Origin of the sequence: Burkholderia cepacia GG4 (genome assembly GCF_000292915.1) — a bacterium.
GTDB lineage: Bacteria > Pseudomonadota > Gammaproteobacteria > Burkholderiales > Burkholderiaceae > Burkholderia > Burkholderia cepacia_D.
Genome location: NC_018514.1, coordinates 1,657,775 through 1,672,932, shown reverse-complemented (window position 1 = coordinate 1,672,932; position 15,158 = coordinate 1,657,775). Strand labels below are relative to the sequence as shown.

General features: G+C 60.9%; 12 protein-coding genes and 1 pseudogene. 6 read left to right on the top strand and 7 right to left on the bottom strand.

Annotated features, from left to right (window positions below; genetic code table 11):
* The first annotated feature begins 20 nt into the window (after window positions 1-20).
* The 5 genes from fadB to GEM_RS23170 all read left to right on the top strand — a co-directional run bounded on the left by fadB (window position 21) and on the right by GEM_RS23170 (window position 7,163).
* On the top strand, window positions 21-2,498 hold the full coding sequence (fadB, locus tag GEM_RS23190; protein WP_272148393.1) for a fatty acid oxidation complex subunit alpha FadB: 2,478 nt from the start codon (window positions 21-23) through the stop codon (window positions 2,496-2,498).
* Between the two features lie 9 nt (window positions 2,499-2,507).
* Entirely contained in the window at window positions 2,508-3,755 is a 1,248-nt protein-coding gene (locus GEM_RS23185; RefSeq protein WP_014899842.1) for an acyl-CoA dehydrogenase family protein, read from the top strand.
* Window positions 3,756-3,971: 216 nt separating this feature from the next.
* Window positions 3,972-4,958 carry an NAD(P)H-dependent flavin oxidoreductase gene (locus GEM_RS23180; RefSeq protein WP_014899841.1) on the top strand — a complete coding sequence of 329 codons (987 nt, stop codon included), beginning with the start codon at window positions 3,972-3,974 and terminating at the stop codon, window positions 4,956-4,958.
* Window positions 4,952-5,953, top strand: coding sequence for an NADPH:quinone oxidoreductase family protein (locus GEM_RS23175; RefSeq protein ID WP_014899840.1), 1,002 nt, complete (start codon window positions 4,952-4,954; stop codon window positions 5,951-5,953). Before GEM_RS23180 ends, GEM_RS23175 begins: the two co-directional genes overlap by 7 nt.
* Before the next feature lie 61 nt (window positions 5,954-6,014).
* Window positions 6,015-7,163, top strand: a complete 1,149-nt coding sequence (locus GEM_RS23170; protein ID WP_014899839.1) for an acyl-CoA dehydrogenase family protein — start codon at window positions 6,015-6,017, stop codon at window positions 7,161-7,163.
* Window positions 7,164-7,268: 105 nt separating this feature from the next.
* On the opposite strand, the gene GEM_RS23165 is transcribed toward GEM_RS23170, so the two are convergent.
* The 5 genes from GEM_RS23165 to GEM_RS23155 form a co-directional block, all read right to left on the bottom strand.
* On the bottom strand, window positions 7,269-8,552 hold the full coding sequence (locus GEM_RS23165) for an MFS transporter (protein WP_014899838.1): 1,284 nt from the start codon (window positions 8,550-8,552) through the stop codon (window positions 7,269-7,271).
* Between the two features lie 237 nt (window positions 8,553-8,789).
* Window positions 8,790-10,010: a UxaA family hydrolase gene (locus GEM_RS23160; protein ID WP_014899837.1), complete on the bottom strand. Its 1,221-nt coding sequence runs from the start codon at window positions 10,008-10,010 to the stop codon at window positions 8,790-8,792.
* Window positions 10,007-10,300: a UxaA family hydrolase gene (locus tag GEM_RS30460; RefSeq protein WP_080599508.1), complete on the bottom strand. Its 294-nt coding sequence runs from the start codon at window positions 10,298-10,300 to the stop codon at window positions 10,007-10,009. The genes GEM_RS23160 and GEM_RS30460 overlap by 4 nt, the downstream gene beginning before the upstream one ends.
* Window positions 10,301-11,217: 917 nt before the next feature.
* Window positions 11,218-11,418 (bottom strand): transposase, encoded by a 201-nt coding sequence (locus GEM_RS31520; protein ID WP_014899835.1) that lies wholly within the window; start codon window positions 11,416-11,418, stop codon window positions 11,218-11,220.
* Between the two features lie 9 nt (window positions 11,419-11,427).
* Complete coding sequence (locus GEM_RS23155; protein WP_014899834.1) at window positions 11,428-11,664, bottom strand: hypothetical protein; 237 nt, start codon at window positions 11,662-11,664, stop codon at window positions 11,428-11,430.
* Between the two features lie 50 nt (window positions 11,665-11,714).
* Between GEM_RS23155 and GEM_RS23150 the strand changes: the two genes are divergently transcribed.
* Window positions 11,715-12,674, top strand: coding sequence for a LysR substrate-binding domain-containing protein (locus GEM_RS23150; protein ID WP_014899833.1), 960 nt, complete (start codon window positions 11,715-11,717; stop codon window positions 12,672-12,674).
* Here GEM_RS23150 and GEM_RS30455 read toward each other — a convergent pair.
* Window positions 12,675-13,204: pseudogene (locus tag GEM_RS30455) on the bottom strand (DUF3363 domain-containing protein); the annotation flags it as partial.
* 416 nt (window positions 13,205-13,620) lie between these two features.
* Window positions 13,621-15,111, bottom strand: coding sequence for an acyl-CoA synthetase (locus GEM_RS23145; RefSeq protein WP_334311452.1), 1,491 nt, complete (start codon window positions 15,109-15,111; stop codon window positions 13,621-13,623).
* Window positions 15,112-15,158: the final 47 nt, after the last annotated feature.

Sequence of the window (15,158 nt, the reverse complement as noted above, 5' to 3'; positions counted from 1 at the left end):
CCGGAAGACGGCCTGGACGATTGCTGTCGAACTCCCGGGACGTCGTGTCCCGGGAGGCGACCCGCCGGCATATCGCGGTCGTCATGCTGCGGCCGGCAGCCGGACGGCGGTATGCATGGCAAACGAGCCTGACCGGCATGCGCTCCGTTGTCTGCCGGCAGGTTGAAATTCGCGAGCCCGGAATCGCCGGCCCGAAATGCCTGCGCGCCGACAGGCACCAAGCGTCCGCGCGGGCCCGACCGTTGAGGCGATTCGTCGCTTCCGACGATGGGCGCGTCGCGCACAGCCTTCTAGACTTCCCTGCATTCTGGTCGGTGCCAGCAGGAGTCATCGTGTTTCAAGGGCAAAGCTTGCGCGTCTCGCCGCTAGGCGATAACGGCATTTTCGAATTGTGCTTCGATCGTCAGGGCGAATCCATCAACAAATTCGACCGCAGGACGATCGACGAATTGCGGCAGGCCAACCAGTACCTGCTGAATCAGGCCGGCCTGCGAGGCGTCCTGGTGACGAGCGCGAAGAACGTTTTCATCGTCGGAGCGGATATCACCGAATTCGGGGTCAAGTTCGCGCAGCCGGCGGCGGCCATTGCCGCGGACGTCGCGGGAAGCAACGACGCCTTCATCCAGTTCGAAGACCTGCCGGTTCCTTCCGTGGTGGCGATCAACGGCTTCGCGTTGGGTGGAGGCCTCGAATTTGCGCTGACTGGCGCAATGCGCGTCATGTCGAGCGACGCGCAGATCGGTGTGCCGGAAGTGAAGCTGGGGCTGTTCCCCGGATTCGGGGGCACGGTCCGGCTGGTGCGCATTGCGGGGCCCGCGGTGGCGTGCGACTGGGTTGCCGCCGGCAAACCTGCCACGCCTGCGGCCGCCTTCGCTGCCGGCGTGGTTGACGATATCGCGTCACCGGACGAACTGCGGTCCCGTGCGCTCCATTTGCTCGAGCGGGCGATCGCAAACGAAGTCGATTGGCAGGCGCTGCAGGATCGAAAACGCAAGCCGCTGTCAGCGGAAGTGGCCGCACAAGCCGCGGCTGCTTTCGAGCAAGGTCGCGCCATCGCAGCCGAACGTGGCTCGCCGCACCAGCCTGCCGCGCTCGCCGCAATCGACATGATGGCCGAGGGGGCGGCCCTCGACCGTGCCGGTGCGCTGGCTCTCGAAGCGAGAGTGTTCGGCGAAATCGCCCGTACCCAGGCCGCGTCGTCGATGGTTCAGACCTTTCTGAGCGAACAGGCTGTCAAGAAGATCGCGCGCCACCGCGAAAAAGGGGCTGGCAAGGTGTCCGGCGCGTTGGTGCTGGGCGCGGGGATCATGGGCGGCGGGATAGCGATCACCCATGCGCTGCGGAAGATCCCGGCCCGCATGTACGATCTGCAACAGCGAGCGCTCGACCAGGGCATGGCCGAGGCGCGCAAGCAGGTTGCCCGTCACGTCAAGACCGGGCGCCTGAGCGAATCCGCAAGCGTCGAGATTCTGTCGGCTGTCCGGCCGCAGCTGAATCTTGCCGGAATCGGCGACGCCGATGCCGTGGTCGAGGCGATCGTCGAGAACCTGGACGTCAAGCGCAAGGTCCTCGCTGATCTGGAGCCCTCGCTCAAGGAAGAGGCGATCCTGGTGTCCAACACGTCAAGTCTTCGCATCGACGACATCGCGGCGCCGCTCAAGCGTCCTGAACGGTTTGTCGGCATGCATTTCTTCAACCCGGTCCCGATGATGCCGCTCGTGGAAGTCGTGCGCGGCACGCGTACCTCCGATCAAGCCGTGGCGACCGCAGTGGCCTACGCGACAGCGCTGGGCAAAACCGCCATTGTCGTACGCGATTGCCCCGGGTTTCTCGTCAACCGGGTGCTGACCGCATACATACGCGGTTTTCTGAAGCTGATTGCCGACGGCGCGGACTTCGAGCAGGTCGACAAGGTCATGGAGTCGTTCGGCTGGCCGATGGGGCCGGCGTATCTCGAAGACGTGGTCGGCATGGACACGGGTAGCCATGTCAACAATGTCATTTCGGCCGGCTATGCGGACCGCATGCCCGAGCTCGCCGACGATGCGTTGCGCGTGATGGTGCGACATGGCCGCTTCGGTCAGAAGAACGGCCTGGGCTTTTACCGCTACGAGGCCAGCGCGACCGGCGGCAAGCCGCGACGTACGTCGTCGACGGACGCACACGCGCTGCTTGCGCAGCTGCAGTCGGAGGGGCGCCGGAATTTTACCGACGAAGAGATCGTCGACCGCATGATGCTCCCGATGGTGCTCGAGGCAGCGCGAACGTTGCACGAAGGTGTGGTCGCAACCGCGGCGGAAGTGGACCTGGCGATGCAGCTTGGTCTCGGCTTCCCTGCCTATGCCGGCGGCCCCCTCAAGTATGCCGACTGGCTGGGCCTGGCCGAAGTGGTGCACCGTTGCGATGCGCTGAGTGCACTGGGGCCGGCCTATGAGCCCGGCCAGCGACTGCGCGAGATGGCGTCGGCCAACGACCGCTTCTATCCGATTACCCAGTGAGGGCCTGACGTGCACTTCCAGCTTCCCGAAGACGTTCAGCAAATGCAGCAGACGCTGCGCCGGTTCGTGGATGAGCGGATACTCCCGCGCGACAACGAGTATCAACGCATCGCCGATTCCGGCCGCTTTCCGACGGAGATCGTCGAACCGCTCAAGCAGCAGGCGCGCGACGCGGGTCTATGGAATCTGTTTCTTCCGGGGCTGCTCGACAAAGAGCCAGGTACGCGGCTGACCAACATGCAGTACGCGCCGCTGGCCGAGATCATGGGTCGTGTCTCGTGGGCATCCGAGGTGTTCAACTGCAACGCGCCGGACACCGGCAACATGGAGTTGCTGCACCTGTTCGCGAATCCGGCGCAGCGCGATCGATGGCTCGTTCCGCTTCTCGACGGGACCATTCGCTCGTGCTTCGCCATGACTGAACCCGACGTGGCTTCGTCTGACGCGACCAACATCCAGACGTCCATCAGGCGCGAGGGCGACGAGTACGTCATCAACGGCCGAAAATGGTTCACCACGGGCGCGATGCACCCCAATTGCAAGCTGGCCATCGTGATGGGGGTGACCGACTTCGATCCGGACGCGGCCAAGCATCGCCGGCATTCGATGGTGCTCGTTCCGATGGATACGCCGGGTTTGCGCATCGTTCGCAACGTGCCGATCATGAGCCACCATCTGCCGGAGGGGCACTGCGAAATCGCGTTCGAGAACGTGCGCGTGCCGGTGTCGAACTTGCTCGGCGAAGAGAACAGCGGGTTCGCATTGGCGCAAGCTCGCCTGGGGCCCGGGCGGGTCCACCACTGCATGCGAACGATCGGCCAGTGCGAAGTCGCGCTGGACCTGATGTGCGAGCGTGCGCTGTCACGCCGCGCGTTCGGCAAGACCTTGTCGGACTTCGCCAACATTCAGGACTGGATTGCCTATTCGCGTGTCGAAATCGATCAAGCGCGCCTGTACGTGCTGCAAGCAGCCTGGAAGATGGACACCCATGGCAACAAGTCCGCCCACCTGGATGTTTCGGCGATCAAGCTCGTGGCGGCCCAGCTTCAGACGCGCGTCGTCGATCGGGCGATCCAGGTATTCGGCGCGATGGGTATCACACCCGACACGCCGCTGGCCTATCTCTGGTCATGGGGGCGGGCAATGCGCTTCTTCGATGGTCCCGACGAGGTTCACCTGCGCGCCATCGCCCGCGCCGAGTTGGCGAAGGCCAAGGAGCAGCTGGGGTCGACGGCGCCGTACTACCGTCACCATTGAGGGCCCACCGTCATGTCCGTGCCATCCCGGGCCACGGTCTGGCTGTGACGCGGCGACGGAACATCGTTCCTCGTGACCTGCCCGTGGCGGCTGGATCGATGTGTTCGTCGGGGGGGCATTACCGACGCCCGGGTACGCGGCATCGCCGCTGATGCAGAGGATGGCGTGCGTGCCTTCCTCATCAAACGTAACACCCGCTTTCAAGGAAGTTGAACGATGAAGACGCGTATCACCGAGATGTTCGACATCCGCTACCCGATCATCCAGGGCGGAATGCAATGGGTCGGCACCGCAGAAATGGCTTCCGCGGTGTCGAATGCAGGCGGGTTGGGCGTCCTCACGGCGCTCACCCAGCCGACGCCGGACGCGCTGGGCGCCGAGATCGACCGCTGCAGGACGATGACTGACCGCCCGTTCGGCGTCAACCTGACCATTCTCCCGACGGTCAAGCCGCCTCCGTATGACGCGTATCTCGACGTGGTGATCGCGAAGGGCATCCCGGTGGTCGAGACAGCCGGGAGCAGTCCGAAGGAATTCACCGCGCGCCTGAAGGCTGCGGGCATTCGGGTGATCCACAAGTGCACGAGTATTCGCCATGCGCTCTCGGCCGAGCGCAATGGTGTCGACGTTGTCAGTATCGACGGCTTCGAATGTGCCGGTCACCCGGGAGAAGACGATATCGGCGGACTCGTGCTCATTCCGCTCGCGGCGCGGGCGCTGAGCATCCCGGTGATTGCGTCGGGCGGTATCGCGGATGGCCGGGGGCTGGCGGCGGCATTGGCCTTGGGGGCGGAGGGCGTCAACATGGGAACGCGCTTCTGCGCGACCGTCGAGGCACCGATCCACGAAGACATCAAGTCCGCACTCGTATACGCCGACGAGCGCGAGACGAACCTGATCTTCCGCACCTTGCACAATACCGGCCGGGTCCTGCGCAACCAGGTATCGGACGAAGTCGTCTCGATCGAACGCCGTCCGGGCGGATGCGAGTTCAATGACATCCAGCCGCTCGTCTCCGGTCAGCGCGGTCGCGCTGCACTACAGAGCGGCAACGTGAACGCAGGCCTGGTATGGGCAGGGCAGACGGTCGGATTGGTCAAGGACATCCCGACCTGCGGCGAGCTTCTGGAGCGGATGGTGGCCGATTGCCGGGCCGCACTCGCGGGCGCATCCGGTCGGGCAAATGGAGCGGCATCATGCTAGCGCTGCGCGTACACGGATTTGACGGTCTCCATCAATGGAAGCTCGAACAGGCACCGGAAGTTGCGCCCGGTGTTGGCGAAGTGCAGGTCAGCGTCCTGGCAAATGCAATCTCGTATGTGGATTTGCTCTTTGCGCGCGGCGGCTACCAGGTCAGGCCGCCGCTGCCGCTCGTGCCAGGCACCGAATTCACCGGTGTCGTTGCCGCCCTTGGGCCCGGCGTCGACGGAGGCCTGAAGGTGGGGCAGCATGTCGTGGGCATGACGGTGGGCGGTGCGTGGGCCGAACGCATCAACGTCCCTGCCGGTGCGCTGGAGGTCTTGCCCCCGCATGTGGACATGCGCGCGGCATCGGCGCTGCCGGTCACGTATGCGACCGCGCTGTATGCGTTGAAGCACCGCGGGGCCCTTCGGGCGTCGGAGACCGTTCTGGTACTGGGTGCGGCAGGCGGTGTCGGCCTTGCTTGCGTGCAAGTCGCGAAAGCGCTTGGTGCAACCGTCGTCGCCGGTGTGACCGGCGACGAAAAAATGACAATCGCCCGGCAAGAAGGGGCCGATCACGTCATCGATGTTGGCGAGGCTGAATGGCGCGCCGCCGTGCAGGCAGCTGTGCCGGAAGGCGTCGACGTCGTGGTCGACACGATCGGCGATGCATACACCGAGACGGCATTCCGCACCCTTCGATGGGGCGGCCGTCACTTGGTCATCGGTTTTGCCGGCGGCAACATTCCGGCAATCCGCGCCAACTTGCCGCTGCTCAAGGGCGCCTCGCTCGTCGGCGTGGACATTCGCCAGTTCCGGGAGCGCGAGCCTGATCGCGCACGAGCCAATCTGGCCGAAGCGGTTGCGATGCTGGCGGCCGGTCAGCTTCGACCGCGCGTGGCGCAGGTCTATCCCGCTCCCGATTGGGCAGAGGCGATCCGGCACGCACAGGATGCTTCTACGGTGGGCCGAGTCGTTCTGGACTGGGGCGCGAAGACACCGAAGGCTCCGGGCTGATCGCGTCGAGGACTGCGGCGAATGGGCCGCCCAGCGGGCGTTCTACTAGGAAATCATATCTATGACGATTCAATTCAACCGCTCGTGGAGTGATCCCGATCTCGAGCAGTATCGCGACACCGTCGTGCGGTTCATCGAAGAGGAAATGCTTCCGCACGACGAGGCGGCTCGCCATCGCGGACACGTCGGGCACGACTTGTGGCAGAAGGCTGGCTCTCTCGGGATCCTGTGTGCGGATGTCCCGGAAGAATGGGGCGGCGCGGGCGGCGACTTCCGTCATGAAGCCGTATTCCATGAAGAGATGGCGCGACGCGCGCTCTCGGGAATGAACGCCTCCGTGCATGCGATCGTGGCTCACTATCTGCTGAACCACGGGACGGAAGCGCAGAAACGTCGTTACCTGCCGCGCCTGATATCGGGCGAACTCGTCGGCGCGATAGCGATGACCGAGCCGGGTGCCGGATCCGACCTGAAGGGTATTCGTACGCGGGCCGGGCGCACGCAGTACGGATGGTGCATCAATGGTGCCAAAACGTTCATTTCGAACGGGTTTCTGGCCGGCCTTGTCCTGGTGGTGGCGAAGACGGAGTCGGGTGAGGGTGCGCGCGGCATGTCGATCTTCCTGCTGGAGACGGCCGATTGCGACGGCTTCCGGGTCGGACGGTTGCTGGACAAGATCGGCATGAAGGCGCAGGACACCGCCGAGCTGTTTTTCGACGACGTGCTCGTCGGTGAGGATCAGATCCTGGGCGGAATGCCAGGACAGGGGTTCTACCAGCTGATGGCGGATCTCCCCTACGAACGGTTGCTCATCGGCGTGATGGCCCTGGCTGCAATGGAGGGCGCCTATGCGGAAACACTGGCGTATGTGCGTGATCGACAGGCATTCGGACAGGCGATTTCCACATTCCAGAACACCCGCTTCAAGCTGGCGGAGGTCGCCACGGAAATACAGGTCGGGCGGGCCTTCATCGATCGCTGCGTGCACGACTTGCTGGTCGGTCGTCTGGATACCGCAACCGCGTCGATGGCGAAACTCTGGGGTTCGGAGGCCCAAGGCAGAGTGGTCGATTCGTGCCTGCAGTTGTTCGGCGGTTACGGCTACATGAACGAATACACGATAGCGAGGATGTACACGGATGCCCGGGTTCAGCGCATCTACGGCGGCACGAGCGAAATCATGAAGGAAGTTATCGCACGAGCATTGTGATCGTGCGGGTTGCGCGGAGTATCTTGCATGGCGTACGAACGGCACGTAAGGCCCTGCGAACCGGGAAGTTCGCAGGGCCTTACGTGTTTCCCCGTGCCAGCAGAGTCATTTCCCCTTCAGCGTCATGCAAAGCATGATCAATCCGGCGAATATGCTGCATCCAACCAAGGCATATAGTCCATCCGCATAGGATCCAGTCGTCTTGACCACGAAGCCGATCATGAGCGGGGCAAGCGCAGACAAGCCGGTCGCCAAGCCGTTCATCATTCCTGCGCCGGCCCCGATTGAGTGAGATGGAACGAGGTCTTGAAGCAGCGTCCAAATGGCTGGCAAAGCGAAGCCCGTCGCGCCAATTCCAATCGCCAGCAGGATCGCCGAAATCGTTGCATTCTCCAAACTAGCGCCGAGATACACGCCCAACGTAACGGCAACCATCGCCCAGAAGATGAACGGTGCGCGTCGATTTGCGCGGTCCAACAGATACCCGCCGACAAACTTCGCGAACAACGAGACGATCCAAGGCAAGGACGACAGCAGACCCATGGCCGACCAAGAGAAACCGCGCGCCTCCTTCAAATACGTTGGGAGCCACGTCATCATTCCCCAGAATATCGCGTTGTGCAGAGCATAGTAGAGCGTCAGCAGCCAAAATTGATAATTCCCAGCGAATGACTTGATCTGCTGGACCGTTGTCTGATGGTTCTTCAGCGCCTCATGCTCTTTGCGCAATCCAGTCTCGATGTGCGTCAATTCGAGTTCGTTTACCCTCTTGTTCTGTCGTGGCGTATCGCTGGTAAAGAACCAAATCAAAGTGAGCGGGATGAGGCCGGCCGCGCAAAGAATAAAGAAGCTGGAGCGCCAACCGCTCGTGTGAATGATGAAAGTGAACAGTGGCATCGCCAGGGCTGGTGCAACAGAAATGCCTGCTTGCCAGATCGAATTCGCCTTCCCTCGTTCAGAAAGTGGATACCATTCTTTCACGTACTTGCTCTGCATCGGAAAATGCACGCCCTCGCTGAGTCCAAGAATGACGCGCGAGGCCAGCATTGCCGTGAAGGTCGAGGTAATACCGCCAACCAATAGGGAAACGGACCAGATCGCGATTGCAATTGACATCGCCTTGCGCGGACCCACCCGGTCCCCAAGCGGACTCAAGAAGACATTGCCAATGCCATATGCGGCCAGAAACACCGTCATCAGCATGCCTTTCTGTAAGGCGGAGCCCGCTATCCCCATGTCCGCGAGGAACTCCGGGTCGACGACCAAAATCGACACATTGACTCGGTCAATGAAAGAGAAGAAAAGTACAACCAAAAGGATTAGTGCCAAGACATGGCGCTGCCGCGAGGGGCTTTCCACGCGCGCCCCTGCTATTGATCTTGATTGCATGATGTCTCCATGTATGTGAGAATATTAGATTCATGCGGTTGTTTATCGTTAGAATCTTCTCGATAATTAAAGCAGTAAATTTAAGTCATGTGATGTCGAAGGATTTAGGGGCAAAGAGTCAAATCCATTGACGAAGTGTTTCTCAAGATGGCGCACTATATTGCGCGCCATCATTCTTTGAAATCACCTCTGCGAGCAGGTAACACAATTCAAGCAGACTGAAGATTGGATGGCCGGTCAGAAGAATGGACCGTCGAACCATACCTCGGTCGCGTCTTTGAAGTTGGTCGTTTCGCCCCAAGTTAGGCGCCCACTCGCAGTCTCGATCAGGGCGTGAAGTATTTCTGCACCGATTTCTGGCAAGGTTCGCTCACCTGTCAGAACGGCAGAAGAGTTGAAATCGAGTCCGATCTCCAATTTCTCTGCAAGATTCGGATTTCCGCTCATGAAGAACGTCGGCGCGACGACCCCGGGATTTACCGCCGGCACCGGGGGGTCGAACGGCATATCGCCGCCACCACTCTGGAACACGGTGATCTGTGCGCCAGCCGCCGCTAGTCCGGGAATGAGTGTGTGCGCCGCCATCCAGCCATCCATGAAATGGAGTCCGTTGCCCCGCGGCTGAGTGGCATACTCCAAGGCGCCCTGCAATGTAGATGTTCCGCCCTTGGCAATAGCCCCCAAGGATTTTTCTTCAAGTGTGGAAATGCCTGCCCGAATGTTGGAGGGAATCGGATTGATAGATCGGATATCCTCTCCTACCGAACGCGCCTGCGCTTCCGTACGGGCAACCATATCGAGAATGCGTCGACGCGTCTCGTCGTCGACCGCGCGCTCTGCCAGAATCGCCTCAGCACCAATGATTTCGGTGGTCTCCGAGAAGATAACCGTTCCCCCGGCATCAACGAGACAATCCATCGCTGCACCAAGCGCGGGGTTGCCTGCAATGCCTGACGTTCCGTCTGAAATGCCGCATTTAATACCGATGGTGAGGTTAGACAAGGGGACCGGGACGCGCCGCTGGAGTGCAGCTTCGCGCACCATCTTGCGCGCAATTTTCTGTGCGGTGAGCGTAGCTTGTCCCATACCGCCATGTTCGCTCGCCATCACAACTTCGAACCGCTTGCCGCGTTGCTCGAGGAACTCGACGACGCGCGCCAGACGCGTCTCCGGATAATTGAAATCAGCCCGCACCCCAATCAACAAGACACTGTGCACGTTCGGGTTGCACGCAAGTCCAGCTACGACGCGAAACAGCCGATCACGATCCTTGGAGTGCTTCCCCATGTCCCCGGGCGTGATGAACCGGGCGACGCCAGCCACGACGTTTTCCACAGCCCACGCAATCTGATTGGAAAAACGATCCATTGGCAGAATTAGAACTTTGTTGCGAACGCCAGCGCCACCACTTTCCCGCTCATATCCCCAGAATTCATTATTGGGTGCAGCCTGAATCATTGCGACTCTCCTCGAAGATTGGCGCGATGACCGCCAAGGTTATGTGTGTGAACATGCATGCCAACAGAAATGTCTTGCGTAGCTACCCCAATAGGCTGGCCATACTTGCTGACCGTCTCGCCCACAGCAATGTCTCGCACTGCCAATTTATGCCCGAATGGCACGTCGCTCCTCAGGGTCACGGTCGACGTTGTGCCATTCACGTTCTGTATCCAACATTCTTGTCCCGCGCCTCCGTTTCCGACCGCGACAGCTACGTGATCACCGTCGTGGAGGACAAGAGCCTTCATGAAGCCGGCGTGCACCGGTTCTTCGGCACTTCTTGTGCGTGTTTCTGATGACATGTGGATCGACCTCATTTTTCAAGTTTCCCGCTTTTGCTGCGGTTGATTGGATGTTCCAAAGATCAGTCCAATTTGATGTCCATGGACTTGACGATTTCTCCCCGCTGCTCATACTCGCCCGAGATGAACTTGGCATAGGCTCGCGGTGAGCTACCGACCGGAATTGCGCCGAGGTTACCTACCTTCTTCGCCGTGCCGGGAGAATTGAGAGATAGGAGACCAGAAGGAGCGTACGGCCATTCGCGGCGTACCGCGCCACGTACTTGTGCGCCAACCGTGCTCCCGCACCCGGAAACTTCTCAACGACGATGGGCTGCCCAAGTTCAGCACTCGAATTGACTCCGATGATTCGCGCAATAGACTTCGAGCTTTCCGAATGTGCGAAAGGCACAACCAGAGTAATGGGGCGGTCTCGCCAAGCAGCCGCGAAGGAAGTTTTTGAAGCCATACACAGATGGCTTGTGCAACCATTAAAAGAAGCCGCTTGAAGCGGACCATCTGCTGTCTCCTGATCTTCTGTCGGGCAAATTCGCAACACGCCAACGTGCCTATTGCGTAATCTTAGGAGGCTGTCATATCCTTGGAAAACTGTTTTTTCCGGTTCTGAGATGAAGAAATTATGTAACTGGACGCAGAATGGTTTCCATGCTCCCGTGCATGGGGCAACGGAATGTGCTGAGAAGCTGTGGACGATTTGACATGCGTGGTGCCTGATGAGCGTTGTTGACGCTGCCAGCCGTAATGGCACACGAGTAGCTCCTGGATGCCTGCAGTCCGCGCGCCACGATCGCCATACCAAGCCCTGGGGTCCTCCAGGGATAGTGCAGCCGATCAGGCACGTGCGGTGCGAATCGGCCGGGGCTTCAGTTCACTGCGATCGCGATGCCATGCGAGCGCATACGCATGAGGTTGTGCGCCAACCCGTTCCACAGCAGCACGGCATGGGCATTGAGCAACCCGCGCACGTTGAACTGCTGCAAGCTCCGGCGGCGCAACTGTACGTTGGCGCATTCCACCGGGGCGCCACGCTGACGGTAATACGCCTTGCCAGCATCGCTGCTCATGAGGTCGCTCTACCGCGCCAGCGCGGTGCTGCCGCTGTCCTTGGGCGCGAAGGGATCAATGGTGGAGTTGCGACCGCTGGGCAGACTTACCACGGCCTGCGTGGCCCTGGTCTGCAGTTCCTCGGTGGCCTGCAGCTTCGTAAGGCTGCCATCGGCCAACCAGTGCTCGGGCACACGACAGTAGCGTCGCGCCCGCTGCTGATGCATGGGCGCCATCTGGCCCATGCCGCTGACGCTATTGGTCACGCATACGACTTCGGAATATTCGGCTCCGCCTTCTTCCCAAAGACAACGCAATGCTATTGAGAACTCTCCGCGCACTAATTGCTTTCCATCGTCTGGGCACGGTTGTCGCGGCCGCGGAAGAAGTACACCTTTCCCCCGCTGCCGTCAGTGCGCAGTTCAAGTTGCTTGAGGAGCGCTTGGGCATCCCCCTGTTCGTCCGGACGAAGCGATCATTGACGCTTTCCTCCACCGGGATTCGGATGCTTCCTATCGCGGCGAAGATGCTCTCGACATATGAGGAACTGCAGCAGCTCTCTGACACCGATGCATTGCAAGGTCAGATTTCCCTAGGCGTCATCAACACAGTCTTGATCGGTATCTTTCCAGAGGTACTGGAGCGCCTGAAAACTAAGAATCCCAGGCTGAAGATCAGGATCGTAATTGGGACTGCATCAAGCCTTGTCGCTCAGGTGGAGGCGGGTATTCTGGATGCAGCGATAGTAAACAACCCACCTGGCGCTTTGGATCCCACCCTGACCGTACATCACTTGTATACGGATCCGGTTGCACTGGTTCAGTCCGCGAACCATCCCAAATTGACACTCGATGAGGCGATGCGGTCTGCTTCGTACATCGCACTGGACCGGAATACCTGGGCCGGGCGAATGATCGATCAATTTCTTCTTCAGAACGACCTTCGGGTTGAACCTGAATTGGAGCTCGATTCACAAGTGGCGATTCTCGCCTTGGTCAGACATGGCCTCGGCGTCTCAGTCTTGCCGGTTATCCGCGGAACGACGGCCGCCGACACTTCGCTGCGCTTTACGCCATTGAAGGGCATCCAACGCTTTGTCGTGCTGGTAGAGCGGGGTGCGCATTCTTATGCGCACATTACCGCGGAACTGATACGGACGATTCAGGAGGTTGCCCGTCTGACGGACCCGCGTTCGCGTGCATCTGTGCTCGCGGCGGGGAATCCAGAAAAGACGGCGGCAAGGAAACGCCGACAAACAAACTTGCAGCGGAAGTAGTCAACCATTTCCACTACATAGAGAGCCCACGCCCCGCCGCCGTATCTCCCAGGACACTCCGCCGCCGCGCACCGTCGCAACTAGCCGCTGCCTCAGCCGCTGTCCGATAACCGGCTTCCATGGCACCATGGCCGACCCCCACGCCATCATCCAGTATGGCGTAGCGCCCGATGGCAAGCATGATGCTGCGCCGGTATATGCCGGCCACGCGTTGTCCGCTGGCCACCGGTCGATGCTCCAGGCCGGATTCGACCGTGATGTTCTGCGCAACCCTGACCAACTCACGCCCATGTAATGTCGCTGGCAGGTTGCCCGCGAGGATGACGCGCTGCCCGCGTCGCATGCGCCAGCCTTTGTTCGGCCAGGAGGTCGACGCGATGGGGTAGCGCGTCCTTCACCTCGGCACCAAAGCCCAGATCGCCCAGCCCCTTGCCGCCACCGATCAACTGCTGGTCGAGTCAGGTGGAGCCGATGACGGACAGGTGCGATTTCGACTCCATCGCCACGCCACCGCCAAGGCGCTGCGCCTCACGCGGGTCACGCTCGGGGCCGCAGCCTGACCTTGGGCGACAGCCGAGTGGTGATATCGCACGAAAGCGCTTCCCCGCGGGGCTGTGGAAGCCCGCACGCGCTTCATCAAGCACGCATGGCGGGGCGTTGGTGCGAAGGCGGGAATACCCGCCACACCCGATCGGGGTGGCGGAAGAAGTACATCCTCACGAGTTCGCCGTGACCGGCGAGCTCGACGTATACGCATCGTCGAGCGCCGCGTCCGGCCAAGCGAACCACTCTGGTTTGCGTGGTCGAGGGCTGCCCCAGCCAATACTCGACCAGCGCATGCAGGGATTTCGCGCCTGTGCTCATGTGATCATCCGTCGCATCCCGGGAGCGCGCCCCGTTACCGCTCGAAGGAATGCGGGAAGAGGTTGCGGGCGCATCTGGTACATCAGGCGCTTTCGCGAGCGAGATACTGCTTTCGCAATTCGCCCTTCTGCAGCTTTCCGGTAGGCGTACGCGGCAATTCGTCGACAAAGTCGACGCTCTTCGGTGCCTTGTATGAGGCAATCCGCGACTTCGCGAAATCGATGATCTCCTTCTCGAGTTCGGCCGTTCCCGCATAGCCTTCCGCGAGGGTGACGACAGCCTTTACGCGTTCCCCCATCTCCGGATCGGGGATGCCGATGACCGCCACGTCCAGAATGGCCGGGTGGAGTGCGAGCGCGTTTTCGACTTCCTGCGGATAGATGTTCACTCCGCCGGAAATGATCATGAAGCCCTTTCTGTCGGTCAGGTAGAGGAATCCATCGTCGTCGACATGGCCGATATCGCCCACCATCGTCCACGTCGAATGAACGGGGTGTTGGGACGCACGTGTCTTGTCGGGGTCCTCGTGATACGCGAATGGCGCCGTTTCACGCTCGAAGTAGACGAGCCCGTCCGAGCCAGCCGGCAGTTCATCGCCGCTTTCGTCACAGATGTGAATTGTGCCGAGTATCGAACGTCCGACCGACCCCGGCTTGTTCAGCCATTCCGACGGACTGATGGTCGTAATCCCGTTCAGTTCAGTGCTTGCATAGAACTCATAGAGTACCGGCCCCCACCAGTCCATCATCTTGCGTTTCACGTCGACCGGGCACGGTGCCGCCGCGTGTATTGCAACTTTCATGCTGCTGACGTCATACGCGCTTCTGATGTCGTCCGGCAGTTTCAACATCCGGACGAACATTGTCGGCACCCATTGGCTGACGTTCACGCGATATTTCTCGATTGCCGCGAGTGCGGCTTCGGCATCGAATTTGTCCATCACGACGACGGTGCCGCCCATGGCCTGAATCGCGGCGCAAGTCCGCAGCGGTGCAGCGTGATAGAGCGGCGCCGGGGAGAGATAGACCGTGTCGCTGCCGCACCCGAAATGTCCGCCGAACATGGCGACCATGCTGTCGCCGGCGTCCGACACCTGACGGTCGGGCAGCGGAAGTCTCACCCCCTTCGGACGTCCGGTCGTGCCCGACGAATAGAGCATGTCCGCGCCGCGCGGTTCGTCCCTTGGACGTTCTGACGACGCCGTTTCCAGCACGGAACCCAACGAGACGGAGCCGGGCGAGGCCACGTCGAAATGCACGACATGCGAAAGAGACGGAAGGTCGGTCCATGCACGCGCGAGATTCTGTCCGACCCCTCCGACGAAGAGACATTTCGCGCCGGAGTTGCGCAGGATGTATTCGATCTCGTCGCTCTTGAGATGAAAGTTGATCGCCGCGACGTAGAGCCCCGAGCGCTGGGCCGCCCAGTAGACGTCGAATATGCGGTGGTCGTTCTCCGAGAGGATGGCGACGACGTCGCCGCGGTTCATCCCTTGCGCGCGAAGCCAGTTCGCGATCCTGAGAGACCGCTCTTCGAGTTCGGAAAAGGTGACATGCAGCCCTGATGCAGCCATGATCACGGCGGGCTTCGAGGGATGTGTTTGGGCGTGCGTTCCGGGGT